Source organism: Sphingomonas mesophila (assembly GCF_003499275.1).
GTDB classification, from domain to species: Bacteria; Pseudomonadota; Alphaproteobacteria; order Sphingomonadales; family Sphingomonadaceae; genus Sphingomicrobium; species Sphingomicrobium mesophilum.
On the sequence record NZ_QWDF01000001.1, the window covers coordinates 934,429 to 957,906 of the forward strand.

A 23,478-nucleotide genomic window follows, 5' to 3' on the forward strand; every position below is an offset into this window, starting at 1 on the left:
CTAGCGCGCCGGCGCCGCGGCCATGCGTTCGATCAGGCCCACGCCGTCGGCGACCAGCGGGCGATATTGCGCGTTCTGTGGCGTGCGCTCGAGCACCGCGCGCCAGAGCGCCAGGGCCGTCGCTGGGTCGCCCGAGCGGAGCAGCGCCAGCCCCTCGAAATAATCGGGTGCCGGCGATTGCGGCGCGATCTCGCGCGCGTGGGCAAAGGCGAAACGCGCCGCCGGCGTGATCCCGCGCGCATGATCGGTCAGCGCATTCCCGAGCCCGACCCACAAGGTGTAATCGCGCGGGTGGGCGCGCACTCCCGATTGCAGGATCCCGACCGCATCCTGGGTCTTGCCGCGCCGGGCGAGCGAATCCGCCAGCATCAGCCAATGGTCCGAGCCGTTGAAATTGCCGAAGAACAAAAGTCGCACGGCGGCCAGCGAGATCGGCGCCGCGGACGTGGCGCGCTCGGCGCGCGGGCTTCCCGCAAGCCCCGGTCGTCCGCCGAGCGCATAGCCGGCCGCGCCGACCATCAGCGCCGCCGCGGCAAAGGTCAGCATCCCGCCGCGCAAGCCCGCGACCCGCATCACGCCGAGTGCGAGGAACGCGAGCAGCAGGACCAGCAGCAACCCGCTCATCGCCGCCTCCTTAGCTTGCGCGCCGCGAGCCAGCCCCCCGCGGCGAGCAGCAGGAGCGGCCCGGCCCACAACGGCCAGGTCAGCGGCTTCACCGGCGGGTCGAAGCTGACCCAGTCGCCATAGCGCTCGATCAGCCATGTCCGCACTGCCGCGGGCTGCTCCCCGGCGGCAATTCGCTCGCGGATCAGGGCGCGCATGTCGCCAGCCATCTCCGCATCGCTGTCGGCGACCGACTGGCCCTGGCAGACCAGGCAGCGGATGTCCTGCATCAGCGCGAGCGCGGCCGACTCCTGCCGCGCATCGGGCAGCTGGCGGTCGGCCCACGGCGACGGCGGCAGATTGCTGTCGGCAAGCGCCGGCGCGGCGAGCAGGAACAGCAGCGCGAAGCGGATCATCGCGCTTTCTCCAGCTCGGCCATCAGCACCGGCAGATCCTTCGCCGTGATCACCCCGACATGCTGGTAGCGGATGATTCCGCGGCCATCGATCACGAAGCTCTCCGGAACGCCCGCCGAGCCGAGGCTGAGCTGGACCTTGCTCGCCGTGTCGAGGCCGATGCGCCGGAACGGGTCGCCGTGGCGTTGCAGGAACCGCGCGACATCCTCGGGCCGGTCGCGCACGGCGATCGCCTCGATGGTCACGCCGCGTCGCTCGAGCTCGAGCAGCATCGGCGCCTCGGCGATGCACGGCACGCACCAGCTGGCGAACAGGTTGAGCAATCGCGGCTGGCCGTCTGCGAAGGCGGCGGAGTCGAGCGCGGGGCGGCCGGGCACGGCGGCGGGCAGGCTGAACGCTGGCAACGGCTGCCCGGCAAGCCGCGAGCGGATGGTCGGGTCGGGCGGGCTCGACAGCCGCCACAGTGCCGCCGCCACGAACAGCGCGAGGATCGCCAGCGGCACGAGCAGCAGCGCGCGCTTCACAGCTCGGCCTCCGCCAGCCGCCGGCGCGTGCGGCGATTGGTCCACCCGCGCCCGATCAGCGCGAGGATCGCCAGCGGCACGAGCAGCAGCGCGCGCTTCACAGCTCGGCCTCCGCCAGCCGGCGGCGCGTTCGGCGATTGGTCCAGCCGCGCCCGATCAGCGACACCAGCCCACCGAGCGCGATCAGCCCGGCGCCGAGCCAGATCAGGGTGACGAACGGCTTCCACCACAGCCTCAGCTGCCAGCGCTGGCCGCTCTGGCGCCCGAGCACGGTGTAGAGCTGGCCGTTCCAGGCGGTGGCGATGGCGACCTCGCTGGTTTCGGTCACCGGCGAGGTAAAAGTCCGCGCCTGCGGCTTCAGCACCCGCTCCGAACCACCCTGGGTGACCGCCAGCTCGGCCTCGATCGCGGTCCAGTTGGGACCGGCGACCGGCGTGACCGAATTGAACGCCACCAGCCAAGGCCCGACCGCCAGCTGCTCGCCGGGCCGGGCGGCGGCCAGCCGCTCGCGTGAAAAGGCGCTGTCGCTGGCCATGCCGATGACGCTCACCGCAACCCCGAGGTGGGCGATCGCCATGCCCCAGGTGGCGAGCGGAGTCCGGCGCAGCGATCGGCCGGCGAGCGGCATCAGGCTGGCCGGCACCAGCGCCACGCCGAGCACAAGCCCGAGCCGCGACAGCAGCGAGATGTCGGGCGCGAGGATGATCGTCGCGGCCAGCGTCGCCACTCCCGCCAGCAGCGACGGCGCGACCCATTTCGTGAGCGGCGCCTCGTGCCGTCGCCAGCGCAGCAGCGGCCCGACGACTAGCAGCAGCATCAGCAGCAGGGCCAGCGGGCCGACGACGGCGTCGAAATAGGGCGGGCCGACCGACAGTTTCTCGCCCGTCGCCGCCTCGACCATCAGCGGATAGAGTGTGCCCAGGAACACCACCGCGAGGATGACGCTCAGCAACAGATTGTTGAGCACCAGCGCGCCCTCGCGGCTGACCAAAGCGAAGCGCGCGCCCTCGCCGACCGCCGGTGCGCGCCACGCGAACAGCGCCAGCGCTCCGCCGACGTAGATCAGCAGCAAGGCGAGGATGAACCCGCCGCGAGTCGGGTCGACCGCGAAGGCGTGAACCGAGGTCAGGATTCCCGAGCGCACCAGGAACGTGCCGACCATCGACATCGAGAAGGCGACCACCGCGAGCATCATCGTCCAGGTGCGCAAGCCCCCGCGCGCGGCGAGCACGCTGACCGAATGCAGCAGCGCGGTCGCCGCCAGCCACGGCATCAGCGAGGCATTCTCGACCGGGTCCCAGAACCACCAGCCGCCCCAGCCGAGCTCGTAGTAGGCCCAATAGCTGCCCGCCGCGATTCCGACCGTCAGGAACACCCACGAGCCCAGCACCCACGGCCGCATCGCCCGCGCCAACACCGGCCCGACATCGCGCGTGATCAGCGCGCCGACCGCCAGGCTGAACGCCACCGACAGCCCGACATAGCCGAGGTAGAGGGTCGGAGGGTGGAAGGCCAAGCCCGGGTCCTGAAGCAATGGGTTGAGCCCCTGCCCTTCCACAGGCGCCGGATCGAGCCGGGCGAACGGGTTGGAGGCGAGCAGCAGGAAGGCATAGAAACCGAGCGCCAGCGCTGCCTGTGCGCCCAATGTCGCGCCGAGCATCCGCTCCGGGATCCCGCGCGACGCCACCGCCAGCAGCGCCCCCGACAAGGCGAGCACGGTCACCCACAGCAGCATCGAGCCCTCGTGGTTGCCCCACGTGCCGGCGAATCGGTACAGCAGCGGCTTGGCGCTGTGGCTGTTGGCCGCGACCAGCGCGACACTGAGGTCGGTGCGCACAAACAGCACGATCAGGCAGGCGAACGCAGCGGCTGTCAGCAACCCCTGCGCCAGCGCCAGCGGCCGCGCGACCTGCGCTGCCTGCGGGGCGAGCGCCGGCACCAGGCTCACCGCCAATTGCATCAATGCCAGCGCGGCGGCGAGATAGAGGGCGGCGAGCCCGGCTTCGGCGATCACTGCGCCACCGTCCGCTCGGCGGCATGAGTCGCGACCTCGTTGCCGAGCTGCGGCGGCATGTAGCGCTCGTCATGCTTGGCGAGGATGTTGTCGGCGACGAACGTCCCGTCCTTTAGCCGCCCCTCGGCGACCACCCCACTGCCTTCCTTGAACAGCGACGGCGGGATGCCGCGAAAGCTGGTCACCGTCTGGTGCTTGCCGTCGGTGACCACGAAGCGCAGAGTCACCCCGTCGCCAAGCTGGCGCAGCGAGCCCGACGCGACCATCCCGCCGAGCCGCAGCGGCTCGCCCGCCGCGACCTTCCCCGCGGCGATGTCGCTCGGGGTCACGAAATAAGCCGCGCGATCCTTCAGCCCCCACATCGCGAGCAGCGCCGCGCCGATCAGCGCGACCAGCGCGCTCAGCGCCAGGACCAGCCGCTGGTGCTTGGGCTTGAAGCTCATCGCCGCTCGGTCGCCTCGGCGGCAGCTTCGGCCCGGCGCATCGCCCGCCATGACGCTACCAGCAGCGCGAGCGTGCCGCCCAGCGCGATCGCATAAGCGGCGATGACGAACGGCCAGTGGTTCACTGCGCAGCCCTCCGACGAAGTCGCGCTTCCATCCGCACCGTCGCCAGCTCGGCGCGCATCCGCATCAGCACGATCGCCGCGAACAGCAGGGTAAAACCGAGCACCGTCAGGTACAGGGGCCACGCCATCTCGTCGGCAATGCTCGATCCGCCGCCGGTAAAGCTGATCGACGTCCCCTGGTGCAGCGTTCGCCACCACTTCACCGAAAAATGGATGATCGGCAGATTGACCAGCCCGACCAGCGCGAACAGCGCCGCCATTCGCCCCTCGCTGCCGCGCTCGCGCTCGGCGGCGGCGAGGCCGATGTAGCCGAGGTAGAGGAAGAACAGGATCAGCATCGAGGTCAGCCGACCGTCCCACTCCCACCACGTGCCCCACGTCGGGCGGCCCCAGATCGAGCCGGTGGCGAGGCAGATGAAGGCGAACATCGCCCCGACCGGAGCGATCGCGCGCCCGGCGATCGCGGCAAGCGGATGGCGCCACACCAATTGCATCAGCGCGGCCGCTGCAAGCCCGCTCCACGTGCCCATACCGAGCCACGCGGCGGGAACATGGATGTAGAGGATCCGCGCGCTGTCGCCCTGCAGATAGTCCGGCGGCGTGACGAACAGCCCGCCCGCAACGCCCGCCGCCACCAGCGCCAGCCCAAGCCACAAGCACCACCCGGTCGCGGGACGCGCGATCCTCAGGAAGCGGGCGGGATTGGCGAGGGCGTGCATCGGCTCCGAACGTCTACTTCCTGTCATCCCGTCATGCCAGCGAAGGCTGGCATCCATGCCGCGCGGTTTGAGTGCATGGGCCCCAGCCTGCGCTGGGGCGACGGCTTGTCCCCTACCCGCGCCCGATCAGCCGAAGCGCCATCGCGTCGGCCACCGCGGCGGGGTCGCGGCCGCTGCTTTCGCTCTCGGCCCAGATCTGCTCGAGCCGGCCCGGGATCGCCTCGATCCGCGAGCGCACCAGGTCGGGCCCGCCGTCGCCGACATATTCGGTCGAGACGTTGATGATCCCGCCGGCGTTGATGACATAGTCCGGCGCGTAGAGGATACCGCGCGCCTGCAGCCGCTCACCGTCGGCCGGCGTCGCCAGCTGGTTGTTCGCTCCGCCCGCCACGATCGGCGCGTTCAGTGCCGCGATCGATTGCTCCGTCAGGATCGCGCCCAGCGCGTTGGGGCTGAACACGTCGGCCGCGACCGTCATGATCTCGCTCGGGCCCACCACCGTCGCCCCGGTCTCCGCCGCCAGCGCCTGCGCGCGATCGGCGGCGACGTCGGCGATGGTCAGCCTCGCGCCCTCGGCCGCGGCATGGCGCGCAACGCCGCCGGCGACGCTGCCCGCGCCCTGCAGCGCGATGTGCAGACCCGCCAGGCTATCCTTGCCGAGCGCACGGCGAACCGCCGCCTTGATACCCAGGAACACGCCAAGCGCGGTATGCGGCCCAGGGTCGCCGCCGACCGCTCCGCCCGCCACCGGCAGGCCGGCGACGAACTTGGTCTGCTGTGCGATCGCGGTCATGTCGGCAACGCTCATCCCGACATCCTCGGCGGTGACGTAATTGCCGCCGAGCCGGTCGACCGCCCGACCGAAGGCGGCGACCATCTCGGGCGTCTTGGTGCGGTCGCTATCAGCCAGGATGACCGCCTTGCCGCCGCCCAGCGGAAGGCCCGCCATGGCGTTCTTGAAGCTCATCCCGCGCGACAGCCGGAGCGCGTCGGTCAGCGCCTCGCTGTCGTCGGCATAATGCCAGAAGCGCGTGCCGCCCGCGGCCGGGCCGAGATGGGTCGAGTGCATGGCGATGATCGCGCGCAGCCCGCTCGCCTCGTCGGTGACGAAATGCAGCGCTTCGTGCGCGTCGAAATCGGGGTAGCCCCAGGGGGTCGTCATGATCGCGGTGCGTTCCTGGAAAAGACGTCGAACAATGGGGCGATCGACGGGACTTGAACCCGCGACCCTCGGTACCACAAACCGATGCTCTAACCAGCTGAGCTACGATCGCCATCGCGCCCGGTCCCGGCGTCGGCTCCCCGTCGCGAAATGACAGGTAACGCTGGCGGCTGGCGCGCCGGCTCCTTAAGGGCCAGCAGGAAAGGATGCAAGCGACGCCCCGATGAACCCGACCGCCGTCAAATTCGGATTTCCCGACACCCTCGTCCGCGAATACCGCCACTGGCTGGTGCTGCTGCGCCCGGCGCAGGTCACCGCCGGCTCGCTGGTCCTCGCTGCGAAGGGCGATGCGCGCGCGTACGGTGATCTGCCGGTCGAAGCGTTCGCCGAACAGGCCGAGGTCGTCGCGGACATCGAGACGGCGCTTCGCTCCGCAGTAAATTTCGATAAAATCAATTACTTAATGTTGATGATGGTGGACCCGGACGTTCACTTCCACGTTATCCCGAGATATGCGGGAGAGCGGACGTTGGCGGGGATTTCGATCACGGATGCAGGCTGGCCCGGCCCGCCGGACCTCGCTTCGGCGACGGCGCTCGATGCCGGCCAAGTCGAGGCGATGGTCGGCGCGCTGCGTCCGCTGTTCGCTCGGCGACATGGCGAAGTTGACGGTTGAAGACAGAAAGATAACTTGCGTAACCACCGATATTAAGATGTGTTAATATGGAGCGGAAATCTTTGGGCGTGAGTCGAATTCAGCAGATGAGCCAAGGGCCGATTTCCTTGCGCGACAAATTGGTCGAGACCGGCCTTTCGCCGGAGATCGCGGACGCGCTCGACGCGATGCCGCAGCGGCGGGTTCAGCTCGACCCGCGCCGCCCGTTCCGTGAGCCCGGCACCGCGCGCGACGAGGTCATCTTCGTCTCCTCCGGTCTGGTCTCGAAATACAAGACCGACGCCGGCGGCCGCCGCCAGATCGTCGCGCTGCGTTTCCCCGGCGAAGGCATCCTGCCGCGCGAGGGCCAGGCGGCCTACGGCATCCAGGCCATCGTCAAGAGTGAAGCGCTGGTCGGCAAGGCAGCCGACTTCGATCCGCTGATCGAGAAATACCCCGAGCTGGCGCGCTATTTCTGGCGGCTGATCCAGCGCAACGAATCGATCGGCTACGAATGGCTGATCAATTGCGGCCGCCGCGACTCGACCGCGCGCGTCGCGCATCTCCTCGCCGAGACGGTCACCCGCTACGGCATCGATCCGGCCAAGGAGCCGCTCGCCAACCCGTTCACCCAGCAGCAGATCGCCGACATCACCGGCCAGACCTCGGTCAACGTCAACCGCGTGTTCGCCGATCTCGAGCGCCAGGGCCTGATCAAGCGCACCGGCCGCGAAATCCACTTCATGGACTGGAACGAGATGCTCCGCGTCGCCAGCTTCCAGCCGAGTTATCTCGACTAAGTCGCCGCGTCAGCCGATCACAAAATGTATCGTGGGAGTAAGCATGTAGCTGCTCACCGAACGCCCAGCGAAGTCGCGCGCCGGGGTGATCTTGGCGCGTTTGCGTAACAGCGGGCAGACCACTTTCTCCCAACGACGATCGCCCTGCAGTTCATATGCCCTGCAGTCCTCGATCCGACCCTGCGCATCGATTTTCAAAAGCAGACTGATGCTGGCCTGTTCGCCCGCCGAAACCATTTCGACGGGATAATCTTCGGCCTGCACCATGCCGCGGAAGTCGTCGCGCTCGATGGGGTCTTGGCTCCACGTCTTCGCCAGCCCGAGTGCGGCGGCGACGCGTTCCTCGCAAGCCTTCAGCGCGCTGATCACCTTGCCGAAGCCGCGTAGCGGCAAGACGTGGTTTTCGCGCTTGGCGACGGTGATCCCGAGGCTGCCCTGCGCCGCGGCGGCGGCCAATTGATCCTCGTCGATCGAGGTCTTGAGGAGCCGGTCGGCCGATTTGGCTGGCTCGAAAATGCTCGCATAGCTGGGCGCGGCGGAGCGCTGGCTGGGCACCGAGAGATCCACGGAAGCGTTGCCGGTATGCGCACCGATCTTGGGCACCATGAAGACGAGCGTGTTGAACGGGGAAAATGGGTAAGCCTGGAGCAGGATACCCGGCCGCTCAGCGGTGCGTTCGCGCACCACGACACAGAATCGTTCGCGCTGGTTCACTTGCCACACTGGCTGAGGTTCGCTCGGCGCGGCCTGCGAGAGCGCCGCTAAATACGCAATCAACATCGGTCGATTTTGCCGTCGCAATCGGCCGAACTCAAGCGCGAACATCGCATGGTGGGCGCGGCAAGGATTGAACTTGCGACCCCTGCGGTGTGAACACAGTGCTCTACCACTGAGCTACGCGCCCCACCATGCGAGAGCCCGCGCCGATAGTTGTCCGCGCGGAACCTGTCTAGCCGCCTATTTGCTCTGGACCGCTTCCTTGAGGATCCGGCCGGGGCGGAACTTGGGCTGCGAGCTGGCCTTGATCTGCATCGGCGCTCCGGTCCTGGGATTGCGCCCGACCGAGGCCTTGCGGCGGGTCACCGAGAAATTGCCGAACCCGACCAGCCGGACCTCGTCGCCGCGCTTCAGCGCCGACGTCACCACTTCCAGCATGGTCTCGATCGCCTTGGCCGAGTCGGCGCGCGAAAGCCCCGCGCGGTCGGCAACCTGGCCGATGAGGTCCTGCTTGTTCATGGCTCGACTCCCACCCGACGGGCAGCGCAGACTCGCCCGCCCAAGCGAACGGACCTTAAGACAAGAACCGTCACCGAAGTCAAAACACTAGTGGCGAATGGCGGGAGTCTCCGACGAACCGCCGTGCGCGGGCGGTGGTTCGGCGGCATGCTCGTCGGCCTCGGTCCATTCGATCGGCTCGATCTTGGCCGACAGCGCCAGCGCCAGCACCTCGTCGACATGTGCGACGGCGATGATCTTGAGGCCGTCGGTGACCGTCGCCGGAAGCTCGACCAGATCCTTCTCATTGTCCTCGGGGATGATCACCGTGGTGATGCCCCCGCGCAAGGCGGCGAGCAGCTTCTCCTTGAGCCCGCCGATCGGCAGCACCCGGCCGCGCAGCGTCACTTCGCCGGTCATCGCCACGTCGCGCCGCACCGGGATTCCGGTCAGCGTCGAGATCATCGCGGTGACCATGCCGATGCCCGCCGACGGCCCGTCCTTGGGCACCGCGCCTTCGGGCAAATGGACGTGGATGTCCTTCTTGGCGAAGACCGACGGCTTGACGCCATAGGCTGGCGCGCGCGCCTTGATGAAGCTCATCGCGGCCTGCACCGATTCCTGCATCACTTCGCCGAGCTTGCCGGTGGTCTTGACCTGCCCCTTGCCGGGCACGGTCACCGCCTCGATTGTCAGCAGCTCCCCGCCGACCTCGGTCCAGGCAAGGCCGGTCACCGCGCCGATCTGGTCCTCTTCCTCGCCGACCCCGAAGCGGAAGCGGCGCACGCCGAGATATTCGCCGACATTGTCGTCGGTGAGCGCGACGCTCTCGACCTTGCCCTCGAGGATCCGGCGCAGCGCCTTCCTCGCCACCTTGGCCAGCTCGCGCTCGAGCGTCCGGACGCCGGCCTCGCGGGTGAAGTGGCGGATGATCGCGCGCAGTCCGCTGTCGGTATAATCCAACTCCTCAGCGGTCACCCCATGCGCCTCGAGCTGCTTGGGGATGAGGTGGCGCCGCGCGATCTCGACTTTCTCGTCCTCGGTGTAACCCTCGAGCCGGATGATCTCCATCCGGTCGAGCAGCGGCTGCGGCATGTCGAGGCTGTTCGCGGTGGTCACGAACATGATGTCGCTAAGATCGTAGTCGATCTCGAGATAATGGTCCTGGAAGCGGCTGTTCTGCTCCGGGTCGAGCACCTCCAGGAGCGCCGAGGCGGGGTCGCCGCGGAAATCCTGGCCGAGCTTGTCGATCTCGTCGAGCAGGAACAAGGGGTTGCTCGTCCCCGCTTTCTTGAGGTTGGCGATGATCTTGCCCGGCAAGCTGCCGATGTAGGTCCGGCGGTGGCCGCGGATCTCGGCCTCGTCGCGCACCCCGCCCAGCGACTGGCGGACGAACTCGCGCCCCGTCGCCCGGGCGATCGAGCGGCCGAGCGAGGTTTTGCCGACGCCCGGCGGCCCGACCAGGCACAGGATCGGCCCTTTGAGGCGGTTGGTCCGCGCCTGCACCGCGAGATATTCCACGATCCGGTCCTTGACCTTCTCGAGCCCGTAATGGTCCTCGTCGAGCACCGCCTGCGCCTCGGCGATGTCGCGCTTCAGCCGGCTCTTCTTGCCCCACGGCAGGCCGAGCAGCACGTCGAGATAGTTGCGCGCGACGGTCGATTCCGCCGACATCGGCGCCATGCCCTTGAGCTTCTTAAGCTCGGCATTTGCCCGGTTGCGCGCTTCCTTGCTCAGCCGGGTCTTGCGGATCTTGGCCGCTAGCTCGGCCAGCTCGTCGCCGCCCTCGCCCTCGTCATTGCCGAGCTCGCGCTGGATCGCCTTCAGCTGCTCGTTGAGATAATATTCGCGCTGGGTCTTCTCCATCTGCCGCTTCACACGGCTGCGGATCTTCTTCTCGACCTGGAGCACGCCCAATTCGCCTTCCATGAAGGCGAACACCATCTCCAGCCGCCGCGCGACGTTGAGCTCGGCCAGCAGCGCCTGCTTGTCGCTAACCTTGACCGACAGGCTCGAGGCGACCGCGTCAGCCAGGATCGACGGCTCTTCGATCTCGGCCAGCTGGACCCCGGTCTCGGCCGGCAACCGTTTGTTGAGCTTGGCGTAATTGTCGAACTGCTCGACCACTGAGCGCATCAGCGCCAGCGCCTCGGGCCCGTCGGCGCTACCCTCCTCGACTTCCTCGACCTCGGCCTCGAGATACTCCCCGCGGTCGTGCAGCGCGACCAGGCGCGCGCGCTTGGCGCCCTCGACCAGCACGCGCACCGTCCCGTCGGGCAACTTAAGCAGCTGCATCGCCGAGGCGGTGACGCCCAGATCGTACATCGCGTCGCGATCGGGATCGTCCTCGCTCGGGTCGAGCTGCGCGACCAGGAACAAGCTCTTGTCGGCGGCCATCGCCGCCTCGAGCGCGGCGACCGACTTGTCGCGCCCGACGAACAAAGGGACGATGCGGTGCGGGAAGACGACGATGTCGCGCAGCGGAAGCAGCGGAATGAGGCGGGTCATAGGCCGACCATATGGGCAGCGCTCAGGCGGAGCGCAACAGCAGCAGCGCCGGCACCAGGTTGTTCAGCGCATGGACCGCCGCGACGATGCCGATCGCGCCGGCGATCGAGCGCTTCCGCCACGCGACATAGAGCAGCGAGAAGATCAGGAACGGCCACCAGATCACCAGCCCCCACACCGGCGCCGCGAGCGAATGCGCGACCGCCCAGCCAAGCGTGCTCAGCGCCACCGCCCAGCCCACCGGCACCAGCCGCAGCAGCAGCTCGAGCGCCGCGGCCATGATCAGCGTCTCGACGACCGGCGCAAACACCACCACCGCGAAGAACACTGTCCACGGATCGCCGGGGAACACCGGGTTCGCGGCCGCCGGGAACAGCGCCGCCCACAGCGCCGCGAGCCCCAGCGCCGGCAAGCTCACCATCGGCCAGCCGAGCAGGATGGCGCGCAGCGGCCTTCGCGGCTCGCTCAGGAATGCGGGAAGTGCGAAACCCAATTAGGCGGCGTCGCCGGTGGTTCCGGAGACCTTTTCCTTCTTGGCGTAGACCCGCACCGGCTCCTTGGTCGCCGCGACCACGTCCTTGTCGACATGGACCTCGTCGACGCCCTCCATCGACGGCAGGTCGAACATCGTGTCGAGCAAAATGCCCTCGAGGATCGAGCGCAGCCCGCGCGCACCGGTCTTGCGCTCGATCGCCTTCTTGGCGATCGCCACCAGCGCGTCGTCGGTGAACTGGAGGTGCACGTCCTCCATCTCGAACAGCTTCTGATATTGCTTTACCAGCGCATTCTTCGGCTCGACCAGGATTTCGACCAGCGCCGGCTCGTCGAGGTCGTCGAGCGTTGCGATCACCGGCATGCGCCCGATGAACTCGGGGATCAGCCCGAACTTCATCAGATCCTCCGGCTCGGTGAATTTCAGCACCTGGCCGGTGCGCCGCTCGTCGGGCGCCTCGACATGGGCGCCGAAGCCGATCGACTTGCCCTGCATGCGGTCGGAAATGATCCGCTCCAGCCCCGCGAAGGCGCCGCCGCAAATGAACAGGATATTGGTCGTGTCGACCTGCAGGAACTCCTGCTGCGGATGCTTGCGCCCGCCCTGCGGCGGAACGCTCGCGGTGGTGCCTTCCATCAGCTTCAACAGCGCCTGCTGGACGCCCTCGCCCGAGACGTCGCGAGTGATCGACGGATTGTCCGACTTGCGGCTGATCTTGTCGATCTCGTCGATGTAGACGATCCCGCGCTGCGCCCGCTCGACGTTGTAATCCGACGCCTGAAGGAGCTTCAGGATGATGTTCTCGACGTCCTCGCCGACATAGCCCGCCTCGGTCAGCGTCGTCGCGTCGGCCATGGTGAACGGCACGTCGAGGATCCGCGCCAGCGTCTGCGCGAGCAATGTCTTGCCGCAGCCGGTCGGGCCGATCAGCAGGATGTTCGACTTGGCCAGCTCGACTTCGCTGCCGGTCTTGGCGCCGTGGTTGAGCCTTTTGTAATGGTTGTGCACCGCCACCGACAGCACGCGCTTGGCGCGCGACTGGCCGATGACATAATCGTCCAGCACCTTGTTGATCTCGGCCGGGGTCGGCACGCCGTCGCGGGTCTTGACCAGCGCCGACTTGGTCTCCTCGCGGATGATGTCGTTGCACAGCTCGACGCATTCGTCGCAGATGAACACCGTCGGCCCGGCGATGAGCTTCCTCACCTCGTGCTGCGACTTGCCGCAGAAGCTGCAGTAGAGCGTGCTCTTGCTGTCGCCGCCGCCTTGAAGCTTGGTCATACCGTCCCTTGCAAATCCGGGCCGCAAGCCGCCCTCTGGGCGAACATGCTAGCCGCTCTTGTCGCACAATCAACCTAAGGGATGGGTTAACGCCCCTCGCCCGCTGTGTGCCGTTGCGGGCCAATATGGCCGGTGGTCGCCGCCGCGGCAAGGGAAGGCCCGTGCTAAATGGCGGCGAACGCCCGCTATTTCTCGACCGGGCGAAAACCGGCGATGAGCTTGGCGAGGTCCGGCTCGTCGACCAGGCTGGCGGCGGTCGCGGCCGGGAACCAGCAACGCTCGCGCTCGGCCTTTTCCTTATATTCGTCGAGCTCGATCTCGACTCGCAGCGGGAACAGCACGACCTTGGTCTTCACCTCGCGCCCGCTCGCCAGCCGCTTCAAATAGACGTAGCGGCCGATCGGCGACTTCGAAATCCGCCCGCGCACCCCGGCCTCCTCGGCCGCCTCGTCCGCCGCCCCGGCATGGGGCGACATCTTGGCGTCGAGATTGCCCTTGGGCACCACCCACCTCTTGGTCTCGCGCGAGGTGACCAGCAGGACATCGACCTGCTTGCCCTTCTTGCGAACGCGATACGGCAGTGCGGCAACCTGGCGGATGATCGAAACCCTCTCGGCGGCGCTTAGGCCGGGGTGACGTCGCCCGCGCCGGTGCCGGCATCCTCGCCCGCGTCGGGGCGCTTGTCGAACACTTCGTCGATGATGCCGAAGGCCTTGGCCTCGTCGGCCTCGAGGAACTTGTCGCGATCCATCGCCTTCTCAATGTCTTCGATCGATTGGCCGGTGTACTTGGCGTACAGCGCGTTGAGGCGCGTACGCATGCGCAGGATCTCGCGCGCCTGGATCTCGATGTCGCTGGCCATGCCCTGGGCACCGCCCGACGGCTGGTGGACCATGATCCGGCTGTTCGTCAGCGCAACCCGCATGCCGGGCTCGCCCGCGGCGAGCAGGAAGCTGCCCATCGACGCCGCCTGGCCGATGCACACCGTGCCGACCTTGGGGCGGATATATTGCATGGTGTCGTGGATCGCGAGACCGCTGGTCACCACCCCGCCCGGCGAGTTGATGTACATGAAGATGTCCTTCTTCGGATTCTCCGATTCCAGGAACAGCAGCTGGGCGGTGATCAGCGAGGCCATGTGGTCCTCGACCGCACCGGTGACGAAGATGATGCGGTCGCGCAGCAGGCGCGAATAGATGTCGAAGCTGCGCTCGCCGCGGTTGGACTGCTCGATGACGATCGGAACGAGCTGGGCGGCGATATCGGCGTGATCCATGGGAAGTCAGGGTCCTTGTCGTTGGTCCCCGCCTACATCGGCGGACCCGCGGCGAGTTACAAGCCCGGACCCGGCTGGGCGAGATAGGCGAGCCGCCGCATCTCGCGGCGGCCGCGCGTCACCGTGTCGAGGATCAGGCCGGCGAAGACGCACAGTACCGCGACGATGACGATCCCGGTCGCCAGGATCGCGGTCGGGAAGCGCGGCACCTCGCCGATCTCGAGGTAGGTCAGCACCAGCGGGATCGCGAGGATGACCGCGATCGCGATCAGCAGCGCGCCGATCGTCCCGAAGAACAGCACCGGCCGCTCGACCCGGTAGAGCGTCGCGATGGTCTTGAGGATCCGCCACCCGTCGCGGAACGTGCTGAGCTTCGACTCCGAACCCTCGGGCCGGGCGAGATAGGCGGTCGCCACCTCGCCCACCGGCATCCTCAGTTCCAGCGCATGGACGCTCATCTCGGTCTCGATCTCGAAGCCTTCGGACAGGACCGGGAAACTCTTCACGAACCGTCTCGAGAACGCACGATAACCCGAGAAAATATCGGAGAAACTTCGCCCGAACAGGCGCGAAAGCAGGCCCGTGAACAGGCGGTTGCCGAGCACATGGCCGCCGCGATAGGCCTCCTTCGCCTCGTGCTGGCGGGTGCCGACCACCATGTCGAGCTGCTCGTCGGCCAGCAGCCGCACCATCTCGGGCGCCGCGGCGGGGTCGTAGGTGAGGTCGCCGTCCGCCATCAGATAGATGTCGGCGTCGACGTCGGCGAACATCCGCCGGACGACATGGCCCTTGCCCTGCATCCGCTCGGTGCGGACGATGGCGCCGGCCTTCTCCGCCTCGGCGACGGTGCCGTCGCGGCTGTTATTGTCATAGACGTAGATCGTCGCGCCGGGCAGCGCCGAGCAAAAGCCCGCCACCGTCCGCCCGATCGCCGCTTCCTCGTTGAAGCACGGCAAGAGGACCGCAATGCGTGGAAGTTCAGCCACCGGTCCCCTCACCCGTTTGGCCCCGGACCTGATCCGGGGTTGTCGAAGCCCTGCCCTCGTCGTCCACGGTAGAGAACAAGACAGTCCTTCGACAAGCTCAGGACGAACCGATTATTTCTTGGCGGGCTTGGCCGGGGCCTTCTTGTCGGCCGCCTTCTTGGCGGGAGCAGCCTTGGCCGAGGCCGCCTTCGCTTCGGCGGGCTTCCCGCCGGCGCCATCCTTGACCGGCTTGGCCGGCTTCGGCGCATCGGCCTTCGACACCTTGGCCGGAGCCTTGGCTGCCTTCGCGGCCGGAGCCTGCTTCTCGGCCTTGGCCGGAGCCGCCTTCTTGCCCTTGGCCGCCTTCGCCGCCGGCGCATGGCTGTGCCCGCAGCCCGGACCATGCACGTGGCCCTCCTCGCTCTCGAGATCGGCCTCGACCTCGGCGCGGGTCGCGGCGCGCTCGCTCACCTCGGCCTTGGTGAACAGGAAGTCGACCACCTTGTCCTCATAGAGCGGGGCGCGCAGCTGGGCGGCAGCCATCGGCTCGTCCTGGACATACTGGATGAACCGGTCGCGATCCTTGGGCGGATATTGCGACGCTGCCTGGCCGATCAGCCGGTTCATCTCGGCCTGGCTGACCTCGACCCCGTTGGCGGCGCCGATCTCGCTCAGCAGCAGCCCCAGGCGCACGCGGCGCTCGGCAATCTTGCGATAGTCGGCGGCCTCGCTCTCGATTTCCTTGAGCGACGCCTCGGGGTCGGCCTCGTGGCTCGCCTCGTGGCGCAGCTGCGCCATGATGTTGTTATATTCCGCCTCGACCATCGACGGCGGAACGTCGAAGTCGTGCGCGCCCGCCAGCTGGTCGAGCAGCTGGCGCTTCATGTGGGTGCGGGTGAGGTTGTTGAGCTCCTGCTGGACCTGGTCGCGGATCAGCCCGGTCAGCTGGTCGAGGTCCTTCAGGCCCAGCGCCTTGGCCAGCTCATCATCGACCTTGGTCTCGTCGGCAACCTTCACCTCTTTCACCACGACATCGAACGTCGCCGCCTTGCCCTTGAGGTTCTCGGCCGGATAATCGTCCGGGAAGGTGACGTTGAGCTGCTTCTCGTCGCCGACCTTGACGCCAACCAATTGCTCTTCGAAGCCCGGGATCAGCTGGCCCGATCCGATCGTCACCGGCATGTCGCTTCCGGTTCCGCCGTCGAACGCGACGCCGCCCGACTTGCCGACGAAGTCGATCACCACCTGGTCGCCCTGCCCCGCCGTGTGGCCCTTCTTGGCCGCGGTGAACCGGGTCTGCGACTGCGCCAGCTGCTTCAATTGCTCGTCGACCACCGCCGCGTCGGCCTCGAGCGTCAGCCGCTCCAGCGCGAGCCCGTCGATCTTCGGCGCCGGAACGTCGGGCAACGTCTCGAGAGTCACGCTGACCTCGGCGTCCTTGCCCTGCTCGTAGCCGTCGGCCAGCGCCACTTCGGGCTGCATCGCCGGGCGGATCTTGTTGTCCGCAAGCAGTTTCTGGACCGAGGTCGCGACCGCGTTCTGCAGCGCGTCGGCATGGAGTCGGTCGCCGTGCATCTTGCGAATGAGGTTGGGCGGCACCTTGCCCGGGCGGAAGCCGGCCATCTTGACCTGCGGCGCGAGCTTCTTGACCTCCTGCTCCATGCGGCTGTCGATGTCCTTGGCCGGGATGGTGAGGAGGAAGGCGCGCTTGAGGCCGGCGTTCTCGGTCTCGACAGTCTTGGTGGTCACGTCAGTTTGATCCTGTCTAATTTCTAGCCGCGAGCGTCATGTCCGTCAGCGGGCGAAGGTGGTGCGGGCGAAGGGACTCGAACCCCCACATCTTGCGATACTGGTACCTAAAACCAGCGCGTCTACCAATTCCGCCACGCCCGCGCGGACGCTCAAATCCAAAGGTGCGCGGCCTATAGCAAGGCTGGGGCCATGCACAAGCCACGCGCAACCGCCCGCCCGGCGGGGCGTTCCCCATCCAAGGAGAAACGCACATGACCCCCGCAATGACCGCCGGAACCCCCGAAGCGCCCGAGCCCGATCCGGCTCCAGCCACCCCCCAGCCCTCGACCACGCCGCCCGAAACCCCCTCGCCCGGCCCCGACATCGACGTCCCCGCGCCGAGCAGCCCGGGCACCGAGGCGCCGGCGACCCCGATCTCGCCGATCGCCTAACCGCGGAACCGCGCCGAGTTCGCCACCGCCTCGAAGTCGCCCACCGCCGCGCCGAAATAGTGCGACCGGGCGCCGTCGAGCAGGATCAGGTACAGCCGTCCGCCGATCACCGCGCCGGCCGCCCGGCCGCGCCGCCACACCTCGTCGCTGTCGAGGTGATCGAAGTCGAACTGGAAGCCCGGGTAGCCCATGAACTGGCGCGGCGCGAGGCCGGTGGTCTTGAAGTCGATCGCCCCGGCCTTTACCCGGTAGAAGCTCTCGAGCATCGCCGCGATCTCGGGCGCGGTCATGTCCGAGCGGAACTTGGGCACCTGCTGCGCGTCGCGCTTGTTCTGGCGGATGATGTAGCGCCCACCGCGAAGCCCGGTGACGAAGCTCATCGAATCGAGATAGGGCCCGTTCAGGGTCCAGTCCTCGACGGCGCGGATGTCGTCGATCTGCCACAGCGGGCTCGACCGGTTCCACTCCCTCGGCGGCGTCACGATCATCGACCCGTCGCCGACCGCCCGCGCCCGCTCGGCGCGGACCAGCGAATAGCCGCCATAGCCGAACCCCTCGCCGCCGATGCCCGAGCAGCCCGGCAGGCTCACCGCCAGCGCGGCGGCAATCACGATCTTCTTCATATCGGGCCTCACAGGAACTGCAGCTGCTGGCGGATGAACGGCGCGTCGGGCGCGTTCGGGGCGATCGTCAGATAACGCTGGTAGGCGGCGCGCGCCTCGGCCCGTGCCCCAGCCTTCTGGAGCATGATGCCGTGCCAGCGCCACGCGTCGGGCGGAGCGTCGGGATAGCGTACCGCCGCGGCATAACCGAGGGCCGCGCGAGCATCGTCGCCGGCCCGGTTGCGCAGCCGCCACACCTCCGCCTCGGCGAAGCGCAGCAACCCGTTCCACCCGTCCTGCGCCAGCGTCTCGACGATATATTGGCTCGCGCCCGGATCGTTCAATTTCACCTGGTCGTCGACCAGCATCGACCGGATCGATCCGATCGCCTCGAGATAGCGCGCGCGATAGTCCGGATAGCTCCGCCCCGGCACCGTCACTTCCGCCGCCGAGATCCTCAAATCCGCCATGCGCGATTCGGGCGCCGGGTGGGTCGAGAACAGCGAATAATTGCGGTCGCGCCGCTTGCGCCGATAGGCGGCGGACGCGTCCATCTCGCCGATCAGCTGCTGCCAGGTCTGCGACATGGCGGTCGGCGCATAGCCTGCCTCGGCCAGCAGCCGGACGCCCATCGCGTCAGCCTCGGCCTCGAGCGTACGATTGTAGCGCAGCACCGACAGGATCGCGCCCAATTGCGCCAGCCGCGCGAGGTCGCCGGTCGCGACGCCGGCCGCGCCGCCGGCAACCCCGGCAACCATCGATCCGATTGCCAGCAGGTCCGACTTGGTGCGCGTGTCGCGCCACTGGCGGATCTGGTGCTTCCTCAGGAAGTGCGCGCTCTCGTGCGCGATCACCCCCGCCAGCTGCGCCTCGTTGCGCATCCTCAGCAGCAGGCCGGAGAACACCACCGAGAAACCGGTCGGGAACATCACCGCGTTGAATTCGGGAATTCGCGCCAGATAGATCCGCATGTCGCGGGTCGCCGGTCCGCCGACCTTGCCGATCAGCTCGCGCAAATAGGCATTGAGCCCTTCGTCCTTGATCAGCAGGTTGGAGCCGGCAACCTCTTCCTCGACCCGCTCCATCAGCTGCCAGATGCCGACTTCGTCCTTGTCGGTCGGGCGATAGCCGGGGCCGACCAGCGGCACCATGTTGGCCGGAAGAATCCGTGCCGCCGCGACTCCGGTCACCGCTCCCGCCGCCAGCGCGCCGCCGCCGGCGAGGATGGCGCGGCGCGATACCGCACCACTCGATGGCCCGCCGCTCATTGCCCTTGCGCCTTCAGCGCGCGGCGCACGTCGCGCCCCGGTTTCATCCGGTTGAGCAGCCGCTCGACCATCTGCGCCGCGCCTTCGGGCTTCCTGATATCGCCCATGTTGATGCCCGCGATCTGGGTTCCGGTCTGGAGCACGTTGAACCACACCACTTCGCCGGTCCGAAGGTCGACCAGGCTGGCGTAGGCGAATTGCCCACCGCCGCCGATGTTGGGAGCGCAGAAGCCGACCGCGCAGCCGGCGATCCCGAGCACCTGCAACGCCACCCGCCCGGTCGAGGCGAAACTGTCCTCGGCATGGAGGAACAAGGCATAATCGAAGCCGGTCTTGCGCCCGAGCGCGACGGCGTCCTCGCCCAGCGTCCAGTCGAGCCCCTTGCCGCGCTTGGTCGGCAGATTCGCGCCCGAATAGCGGTGCAGGGCGATCGAGCTGCCGACCGCATAATGCAGCCGCTCGAGCTCGGCGACGGTGTCGGCGTCGACTCCGCGCGCCGCCAGCCCGTCGCGCTTTTCGAGCACGAACACATTGCCGCCGCGGCTCGCCTGCTGCGCCTTCAAAGCGGTGATGAGGTTGCCCCGCGCCGCCTCGGTCCAGTCGGCGCGCGGCTCGACGATCCCGCCGGTGGTGACCGATCCGACCGTCACGTCGGGCCGCATCACCAGCAATTTATAGTCGCCCTGCGGCGGCGCGAAGGCGACGTCGGCATATTGCTTGGTCTGGACGCAACCCGACAAAGCCAGCCCGGCGCTCGCGACGCTGGCGAGAAGGAGAAGTTGACGCATACGGCTCTCCGGCCGGACGCTTCCGGCTTCGCGGGAGATAATGCTTAAATTAGAAACGCTTGCAAGCGCCTTGTCGATCAGCCGTCGAGTTTCGCGCGCAGCCGTTCGTTGACCAGCGCCGGGTTGGCCTTGCCCTGCATCGCCTTCATCACCTGGCCGACGAAAAAGCCGAACAGCTGCGCCTTGCCGCCGCGATATTCGGCGACCTTGTCGGCGTTGACGCCAAGGATCCGGTCGATCTCGCTGTCGATCGCGCCCGTGTCGCTGGTCTGCTTGAGCCCGCGCTCCTCGACGATCCTGGACGGCGCCTCGCCGGTCTCGAGCATGATCTCGAACACCTGCTTTGCGATCGTCCCGCTGATCGTGCCGTCGGCGACCAGCTTGAGCAGTTCCGCCGCCTCGGCCGGCGATATCCCGGTGGTGGCAAAAGTTTCGCCGCGGCGGTTAAGCGCGCCGAACAGCTCCGCCACCACCCAATTGGCGGCCTGCTTGGCATCGACCCCGGCCTCGAGCAGCGCGTCGAACCAGCGCGCGCTCTCGACCTCGGCGGTCAAAACGCTGGCGTTGTAGGCCGAGACCCCCGCCGCCTCGTAGCGCGCGCGCTTGGCGTCGGGCAACTCCGGCAGCGACGCCCGGCATTCCTCGAGGAACGCCTCGTCGAGCTCCAACGGCAACAGATCGGGGTCGGGGAAATAGCGATAGTCGTGCGCGTCTTCCTTCGAGCGCAGGGTGCGCGTCACGCCCTTGTCCGGGTCGTACAGCCGGGTCTCCTGGACGACCTCGCCGCCCTCCTCGATCACCGCCACCTGGCGCCGCGCCTCATGCTCGATCACCGCCTGGACGAAGCGCACCGAATTGACGTTCTTGGTCTCCGTGCGGGTACCGAACGGCTCGCCCGGACGCCGCACGCTGACATTGACGTCGGCGCGCATCGAGCCCTCTTCCATATTGCCGTCGCACGAGCCGACGTAGCGCAGGATCGCGCGCAGCTTGCGTAGGTACGCCCCGGCCTCGGCCGGCGAGCGCATGTCGGGCTTGGACACGATCTCCATCAGCGCCACGCCCGAGCGGTTGAGATCGACATAGGACATGGTCGGGTGCTGGTCGTGCATCAGCTTGCCGGCGTCCTGCTCGACGTGGATCCGCTCGACTCCGATCGTCCGCGCGCTGGTCTCGTCCTTCTCGTCGGTGAGCACGGTCACCGCGCCCTCGCCGACCAGCGGGTGATAGAGCTGCGAGATCTGGTAGCCCTGCGGCAGATCGGCGTAGAAATAATTCTTGCGGTCGAACCGCGACCATCTGTTGATCTGGGCCTCGATCGCCATCCCGGTGCGCACCGCCTGGCGGATGCATTCGCGGTTGGGCACCGGAAGCATTCCCGGCATCGCCGCATCGACGAGCGACACCTGCGTATTGGGCTCCGCCCCGAACGTCGTCGACGCGCCCGAGAACAGCTTGGCGTTGGAGACGACCTGGGCATGGACCTCGAGCCCGATCACCACCTCCCACTCGCCGGTCTCGCCGTGGATTCTGTACTCAGGCATTATCTTTCCCGTTCGTCCCGAGCGCAGTCGAGGGACCTTCTCGCCGCGCTAGACGTGTCTCGACTTCGCTCGACACAAACGGAGATAGGAGGAGGCCCATCACCACCATTTCTCCGCCCGCGCGGTGAACCCGGCGCGCTCCTCGATGGCCAACCCGGCATCGAGCACGCTCTGCTCGTCCAGTTCGCGGCCGATGATGTGGAGGCCGAGCGGAAGCCCCTGCCCGTCCACCCCGCCCGGAACGCTCATCGCCGGCAGCCCCGCCAGGCTGGCCGGGACCGCGAACACGTCGTTGAGATACATTGCCAGCGGATCGCTCATCTTCTCGCCGAGCCCGAATGCCGCCGACGGCGCGGTCGGGGTGAGGATCAGGTCGCACTGTTCGAACGCTCGGGCGAAATCGCGCTTGACCAGCGCCCGCACCTTCTGCGCCTTGGTGAAATAGGCATCGTAGAAACCGGCCGAAAGCACATAGGTGCCGATCATGATTCGCCGCTTGACCTCGGTCCCGAAGCCCGCCGAGCGGGTCGCGGCGTACATGTCGTCGAGGCTCTTCACCCCCATTTCGCGAAGCCCGTAACGCACCCCGTCATAGCGCGCGAGGTTGGACGACGCTTCCGCGGGGGCGATGATGTAATAGGTCGGCAGCGCATATTTGGTGTGCGGCAGGCTGATCTCGACGATCGTCGCGCCCGCATCCTTGAGCCAGGCGATGCCCTGGTCCCACAGCGCGTTGATTTCGCCGGGCACCCCGTCGATCCGATATTCCTTGGGAATGCCGACGCGCTTGCCCTTGAGATCGCTCGATAAGCTCGCCTCCCACTGCGGCACCGGGAGGTCCAGGCTGGTCGCGTCCTTGGGGTCGAAGCCGGCCATGTTCTCGAGCAAGATGGCGCAGTCGCGCACCGTGCGCGCCATCGGCCCGGCCTGGTCGAGCGAGCTTGCGAACGCGACGATGCCCCAGCGGCTGCAGCGGCCGTAGGTCGGCTTGATCCCGCAGATGCCGGTGAACGCCGCGGGCTGGCGGATCGAGCCGCCGGTGTCGGTACCGGTCACGCCCGGCGCCATGCCCGCCGCGACCGCCGCCGCCGATCCGCCCGAGCTTCCGCCGGGGGTCAGCGCCGCATTGCCGCCGTCGCTTCGTTTCCACGGGCTGATGACCGGGCCGTAGGCGCTGGTCTCGTTCGACGAGCCCATCGCGAACTCGTCCATGTTGAGCTTGCCCAGCATCCCCGCGCCGGCCGCCTTGAGCTTGCCCGAGACGGTGCTCTCGTAGGTCGGCTTGAAGCCCGCGAGGATGCGCGAACCGGTCGTGCTCTCGACGCCCGCCGTGCAGAACAAGTCCTTGATTCCCAACGGTATTCCGCTCAGCGGCAACAGCGTCTTGGAAACCACTGCACTGTCCGCAACAGCCGCCGCCTCGAGCGCCAGCTCGGGCGTCGCGACGGTCCACGCATTGAGCGCCTTGCCCGACTCGACCGCCGCATTGAACGCCTCGGCGATCTCGCGGGCACTGAACTCCCCGCCACGAAACCCGTCGCGAAGCTCGGCGATGGTCTTGGCCGTCAGCTCGCTCACTATTCGATCACCTTGGGCACTGCGAAGAAGCCGTGCTGGGCGTCGGGCGCATTGGCCAGCACTTCGTCGCGACAGTCGCCGTCGTCGACCACGTCGTCCCGCAACCGAAGATCGTTGGCGATCACGGCGGTCAGCGGCTCGACGCCGTCGGTGTCGACCTCGCTGAGCTGCTCGACCCAGCCGAGGATATTGTTGAGCTCGGGCACCATCCGGGCGATCTCCTCCTCGCCCAGCGCGAGCCGGGCGAGCTTGGCAACGTGGCGCACTTCCTGGTCGGTGACGGACATGGAGCGGGCGGCTAGCAGGGCCGCCCGCC

26 protein-coding genes and 3 tRNA genes are annotated in these 23,478 nt (G+C 67.8%); 3 read left to right on the forward strand and 26 right to left on the reverse strand.

Annotated elements, in window-relative coordinates; all coding sequences use genetic code 11:
- From D0Z60_RS04855 to D0Z60_RS04895, 9 genes are all read right to left on the reverse strand, one after another.
- Entirely contained in the window at positions 1-624 is a 624-nt protein-coding gene (locus D0Z60_RS04855) for a tetratricopeptide repeat protein (RefSeq protein WP_118857206.1), read from the reverse strand.
- On the reverse strand, positions 621-1,019 hold the full coding sequence (locus tag D0Z60_RS04860; RefSeq protein WP_118857207.1) for a cytochrome c-type biogenesis protein: 399 nt from the start codon (positions 1,017-1,019) through the stop codon (positions 621-623). The genes D0Z60_RS04855 and D0Z60_RS04860 overlap by 4 nt, the downstream gene beginning before the upstream one ends.
- On the reverse strand, positions 1,016-1,543 hold the full coding sequence (locus D0Z60_RS04865) for a DsbE family thiol:disulfide interchange protein (RefSeq protein WP_118857208.1): 528 nt from the start codon (positions 1,541-1,543) through the stop codon (positions 1,016-1,018). Before D0Z60_RS04865 ends, D0Z60_RS04860 begins: the two co-directional genes overlap by 4 nt.
- Positions 1,544-1,640: 97 nt before the next feature.
- On the reverse strand, positions 1,641-3,557 hold the full coding sequence (locus D0Z60_RS04870; protein WP_118857209.1) for a heme lyase CcmF/NrfE family subunit: 1,917 nt from the start codon (positions 3,555-3,557) through the stop codon (positions 1,641-1,643).
- Positions 3,554-4,000 carry a cytochrome c maturation protein CcmE gene (gene ccmE, locus D0Z60_RS04875; RefSeq protein WP_118857210.1) on the reverse strand — a complete coding sequence of 149 codons (447 nt, stop codon included), beginning with the start codon at positions 3,998-4,000 and terminating at the stop codon, positions 3,554-3,556. The genes D0Z60_RS04870 and ccmE overlap by 4 nt, the downstream gene beginning before the upstream one ends.
- Entirely contained in the window at positions 3,997-4,125 is a 129-nt protein-coding gene (gene ccmD, locus D0Z60_RS04880) for a heme exporter protein CcmD (RefSeq protein WP_118857211.1), read from the reverse strand. The genes ccmE and ccmD overlap by 4 nt, the downstream gene beginning before the upstream one ends.
- Positions 4,122-4,844 carry a heme ABC transporter permease gene (locus D0Z60_RS04885; RefSeq protein WP_118857212.1) on the reverse strand — a complete coding sequence of 241 codons (723 nt, stop codon included), beginning with the start codon at positions 4,842-4,844 and terminating at the stop codon, positions 4,122-4,124. Before D0Z60_RS04885 ends, ccmD begins: the two co-directional genes overlap by 4 nt.
- 112 nt (positions 4,845-4,956) lie before the next feature.
- Complete coding sequence (locus D0Z60_RS04890) at positions 4,957-6,006, reverse strand: Glu/Leu/Phe/Val family dehydrogenase (RefSeq protein WP_118857213.1); 1,050 nt, start codon at positions 6,004-6,006, stop codon at positions 4,957-4,959.
- A gap of 35 nt (positions 6,007-6,041) precedes the next feature.
- Positions 6,042-6,118: transfer RNA gene (locus D0Z60_RS04895), tRNA-His, on the reverse strand.
- Positions 6,119-6,229: 111 nt separating this feature from the next.
- Between D0Z60_RS04895 and D0Z60_RS04900 the strand changes: the two genes are divergently transcribed.
- Together D0Z60_RS04900 and D0Z60_RS04905 are read left to right on the forward strand one after the other, a co-directional pair.
- The gene (locus D0Z60_RS04900) at positions 6,230-6,682 is read left to right on the forward strand and encodes an HIT family protein (RefSeq protein ID WP_118857214.1); all 453 of its coding nucleotides are present in this window, start codon (positions 6,230-6,232) and stop codon (positions 6,680-6,682) included.
- 86 nt (positions 6,683-6,768) lie between these two features.
- Entirely contained in the window at positions 6,769-7,461 is a 693-nt protein-coding gene (locus tag D0Z60_RS04905) for a Crp/Fnr family transcriptional regulator (protein WP_162888081.1), read from the forward strand.
- 9 nt (positions 7,462-7,470) lie between these two features.
- Here the strand turns inward: D0Z60_RS04905 and D0Z60_RS04910 are convergent, their stop codons facing one another.
- The 11 genes from D0Z60_RS04910 to D0Z60_RS04960 all read right to left on the reverse strand — a co-directional run bounded on the left by D0Z60_RS04910 (position 7,471) and on the right by D0Z60_RS04960 (position 17,092).
- Positions 7,471-8,286 carry a hypothetical protein gene (locus D0Z60_RS04910; protein ID WP_118857216.1) on the reverse strand — a complete coding sequence of 272 codons (816 nt, stop codon included), beginning with the start codon at positions 8,284-8,286 and terminating at the stop codon, positions 7,471-7,473.
- Between the two features lie 4 nt (positions 8,287-8,290).
- A tRNA-Val gene (locus D0Z60_RS04915) sits at positions 8,291-8,365 on the reverse strand.
- Positions 8,366-8,418: 53 nt separating this feature from the next.
- On the reverse strand, positions 8,419-8,697 hold the full coding sequence (locus tag D0Z60_RS04920; protein WP_118857217.1) for an HU family DNA-binding protein: 279 nt from the start codon (positions 8,695-8,697) through the stop codon (positions 8,419-8,421).
- An 87-nt stretch (positions 8,698-8,784) separates the two neighbouring features.
- Positions 8,785-11,184, reverse strand: coding sequence for an endopeptidase La (gene lon, locus D0Z60_RS04925; protein ID WP_118857218.1), 2,400 nt, complete (start codon positions 11,182-11,184; stop codon positions 8,785-8,787).
- 22 nt (positions 11,185-11,206) lie between these two features.
- Positions 11,207-11,677, reverse strand: a complete 471-nt coding sequence (locus D0Z60_RS04930; protein ID WP_118857219.1) for a CPBP family glutamic-type intramembrane protease — start codon at positions 11,675-11,677, stop codon at positions 11,207-11,209.
- A complete protein-coding gene (gene clpX, locus D0Z60_RS04935) occupies positions 11,678-12,958 on the reverse strand; it encodes an ATP-dependent Clp protease ATP-binding subunit ClpX (protein WP_118857220.1) in 1,281 nt (426 codons plus the stop codon). It lies immediately after the preceding gene.
- 185 nt (positions 12,959-13,143) lie between these two features.
- Positions 13,144-13,560, reverse strand: coding sequence for an NUDIX domain-containing protein (locus tag D0Z60_RS04940; protein ID WP_118857221.1), 417 nt, complete (start codon positions 13,558-13,560; stop codon positions 13,144-13,146).
- A gap of 20 nt (positions 13,561-13,580) precedes the next feature.
- A complete protein-coding gene (locus tag D0Z60_RS04945) occupies positions 13,581-14,234 on the reverse strand; it encodes an ATP-dependent Clp protease proteolytic subunit (RefSeq protein ID WP_118857222.1) in 654 nt (217 codons plus the stop codon).
- Between the two features lie 56 nt (positions 14,235-14,290).
- A complete protein-coding gene (locus tag D0Z60_RS04950; protein WP_240325543.1) occupies positions 14,291-15,220 on the reverse strand; it encodes a glycosyltransferase in 930 nt (309 codons plus the stop codon).
- Positions 15,221-15,331: 111 nt separating this feature from the next.
- Positions 15,332-16,948 (reverse strand): trigger factor, encoded by a 1,617-nt coding sequence (tig, locus tag D0Z60_RS04955; protein ID WP_240325544.1) that lies wholly within the window; start codon positions 16,946-16,948, stop codon positions 15,332-15,334.
- Between the two features lie 59 nt (positions 16,949-17,007).
- Positions 17,008-17,092: transfer RNA gene (locus D0Z60_RS04960), tRNA-Leu, on the reverse strand.
- 110 nt (positions 17,093-17,202) lie between these two features.
- Between D0Z60_RS04960 and D0Z60_RS11640 the strand changes: the two genes are divergently transcribed.
- On the forward strand, positions 17,203-17,382 hold the full coding sequence (locus D0Z60_RS11640) for a hypothetical protein (protein ID WP_162888082.1): 180 nt from the start codon (positions 17,203-17,205) through the stop codon (positions 17,380-17,382).
- Here D0Z60_RS11640 and D0Z60_RS04965 read toward each other — a convergent pair.
- The 6 genes from D0Z60_RS04965 to gatC form a co-directional block, all read right to left on the reverse strand.
- A complete protein-coding gene (locus D0Z60_RS04965) occupies positions 17,379-18,005 on the reverse strand; it encodes a hypothetical protein (RefSeq protein WP_118857225.1) in 627 nt (208 codons plus the stop codon). The genes D0Z60_RS11640 and D0Z60_RS04965 overlap by 4 nt on opposite strands.
- 8 nt (positions 18,006-18,013) lie before the next feature.
- On the reverse strand, positions 18,014-19,252 hold the full coding sequence (locus D0Z60_RS04970; RefSeq protein ID WP_118857226.1) for a M48 family metallopeptidase: 1,239 nt from the start codon (positions 19,250-19,252) through the stop codon (positions 18,014-18,016).
- Entirely contained in the window at positions 19,249-20,040 is a 792-nt protein-coding gene (locus D0Z60_RS04975) for a hypothetical protein (protein WP_118857227.1), read from the reverse strand. Before D0Z60_RS04975 ends, D0Z60_RS04970 begins: the two co-directional genes overlap by 4 nt.
- Before the next feature lie 77 nt (positions 20,041-20,117).
- Positions 20,118-21,584 (reverse strand): Asp-tRNA(Asn)/Glu-tRNA(Gln) amidotransferase subunit GatB, encoded by a 1,467-nt coding sequence (gatB, locus tag D0Z60_RS04980; RefSeq protein WP_118857228.1) that lies wholly within the window; start codon positions 21,582-21,584, stop codon positions 20,118-20,120.
- Positions 21,585-21,683: 99 nt separating this feature from the next.
- On the reverse strand, positions 21,684-23,162 hold the full coding sequence (gene gatA, locus D0Z60_RS04985; protein ID WP_118857229.1) for an Asp-tRNA(Asn)/Glu-tRNA(Gln) amidotransferase subunit GatA: 1,479 nt from the start codon (positions 23,160-23,162) through the stop codon (positions 21,684-21,686).
- Complete coding sequence (gene gatC / locus D0Z60_RS04990) at positions 23,162-23,449, reverse strand: Asp-tRNA(Asn)/Glu-tRNA(Gln) amidotransferase subunit GatC (RefSeq protein WP_118857230.1); 288 nt, start codon at positions 23,447-23,449, stop codon at positions 23,162-23,164. Before gatC ends, gatA begins: the two co-directional genes overlap by 1 nt.
- Between the last annotated feature and the right edge of the window lie 29 nt (positions 23,450-23,478).

Excerpts from the sequence above, each read along its gene's own strand:
- D0Z60_RS04885 (WP_118857212.1), bottom strand. The coding sequence starts at position 4,844 with ATGCACGCCCTCGCCAATCCCGCCCGCTTCCTGAGGATCGCGCGTCCC.
- D0Z60_RS04920 (WP_118857217.1), bottom strand. The coding sequence starts at position 8,697 with ATGAACAAGCAGGACCTCATCGGCCAGGTTGCCGACCGCGCGGGGCTT.
- D0Z60_RS11640 (WP_162888082.1), top strand. The coding sequence starts at position 17,203 with ATGACCCCCGCAATGACCGCCGGAACCCCCGAAGCGCCCGAGCCCGAT.
- D0Z60_RS04910 (WP_118857216.1), bottom strand. The coding sequence starts at position 8,286 with ATGTTCGCGCTTGAGTTCGGCCGATTGCGACGGCAAAATCGACCGATG.
- clpX (WP_118857220.1), bottom strand. The coding sequence starts at position 12,958 with ATGACCAAGCTTCAAGGCGGCGGCGACAGCAAGAGCACGCTCTACTGC.
- D0Z60_RS04965 (WP_118857225.1), bottom strand. The coding sequence starts at position 18,005 with ATGAAGAAGATCGTGATTGCCGCCGCGCTGGCGGTGAGCCTGCCGGGC.
- gatC (WP_118857230.1), bottom strand. The coding sequence starts at position 23,449 with ATGTCCGTCACCGACCAGGAAGTGCGCCACGTTGCCAAGCTCGCCCGG.
- D0Z60_RS04970 (WP_118857226.1), bottom strand. The coding sequence starts at position 19,252 with ATGAGCGGCGGGCCATCGAGTGGTGCGGTATCGCGCCGCGCCATCCTC.
- gatB (WP_118857228.1), bottom strand. The coding sequence starts at position 21,584 with ATGCCTGAGTACAGAATCCACGGCGAGACCGGCGAGTGGGAGGTGGTG.
- lon (WP_118857218.1), bottom strand. The coding sequence starts at position 11,184 with ATGACCCGCCTCATTCCGCTGCTTCCGCTGCGCGACATCGTCGTCTTC.
- D0Z60_RS04900 (WP_118857214.1), top strand. The coding sequence starts at position 6,230 with ATGAACCCGACCGCCGTCAAATTCGGATTTCCCGACACCCTCGTCCGC.
- D0Z60_RS04975 (WP_118857227.1), bottom strand. The coding sequence starts at position 20,040 with ATGCGTCAACTTCTCCTTCTCGCCAGCGTCGCGAGCGCCGGGCTGGCT.
- D0Z60_RS04860 (WP_118857207.1), bottom strand. The coding sequence starts at position 1,019 with ATGATCCGCTTCGCGCTGCTGTTCCTGCTCGCCGCGCCGGCGCTTGCC.
- D0Z60_RS04945 (WP_118857222.1), bottom strand. The coding sequence starts at position 14,234 with ATGGATCACGCCGATATCGCCGCCCAGCTCGTTCCGATCGTCATCGAG.
- D0Z60_RS04905 (WP_162888081.1), top strand. The coding sequence starts at position 6,769 with ATGAGCCAAGGGCCGATTTCCTTGCGCGACAAATTGGTCGAGACCGGC.
- ccmE (WP_118857210.1), bottom strand. The coding sequence starts at position 4,000 with ATGAGCTTCAAGCCCAAGCACCAGCGGCTGGTCCTGGCGCTGAGCGCG.
- D0Z60_RS04890 (WP_118857213.1), bottom strand. The coding sequence starts at position 6,006 with ATGACGACCCCCTGGGGCTACCCCGATTTCGACGCGCACGAAGCGCTG.
- D0Z60_RS04855 (WP_118857206.1), bottom strand. The coding sequence starts at position 624 with ATGAGCGGGTTGCTGCTGGTCCTGCTGCTCGCGTTCCTCGCACTCGGC.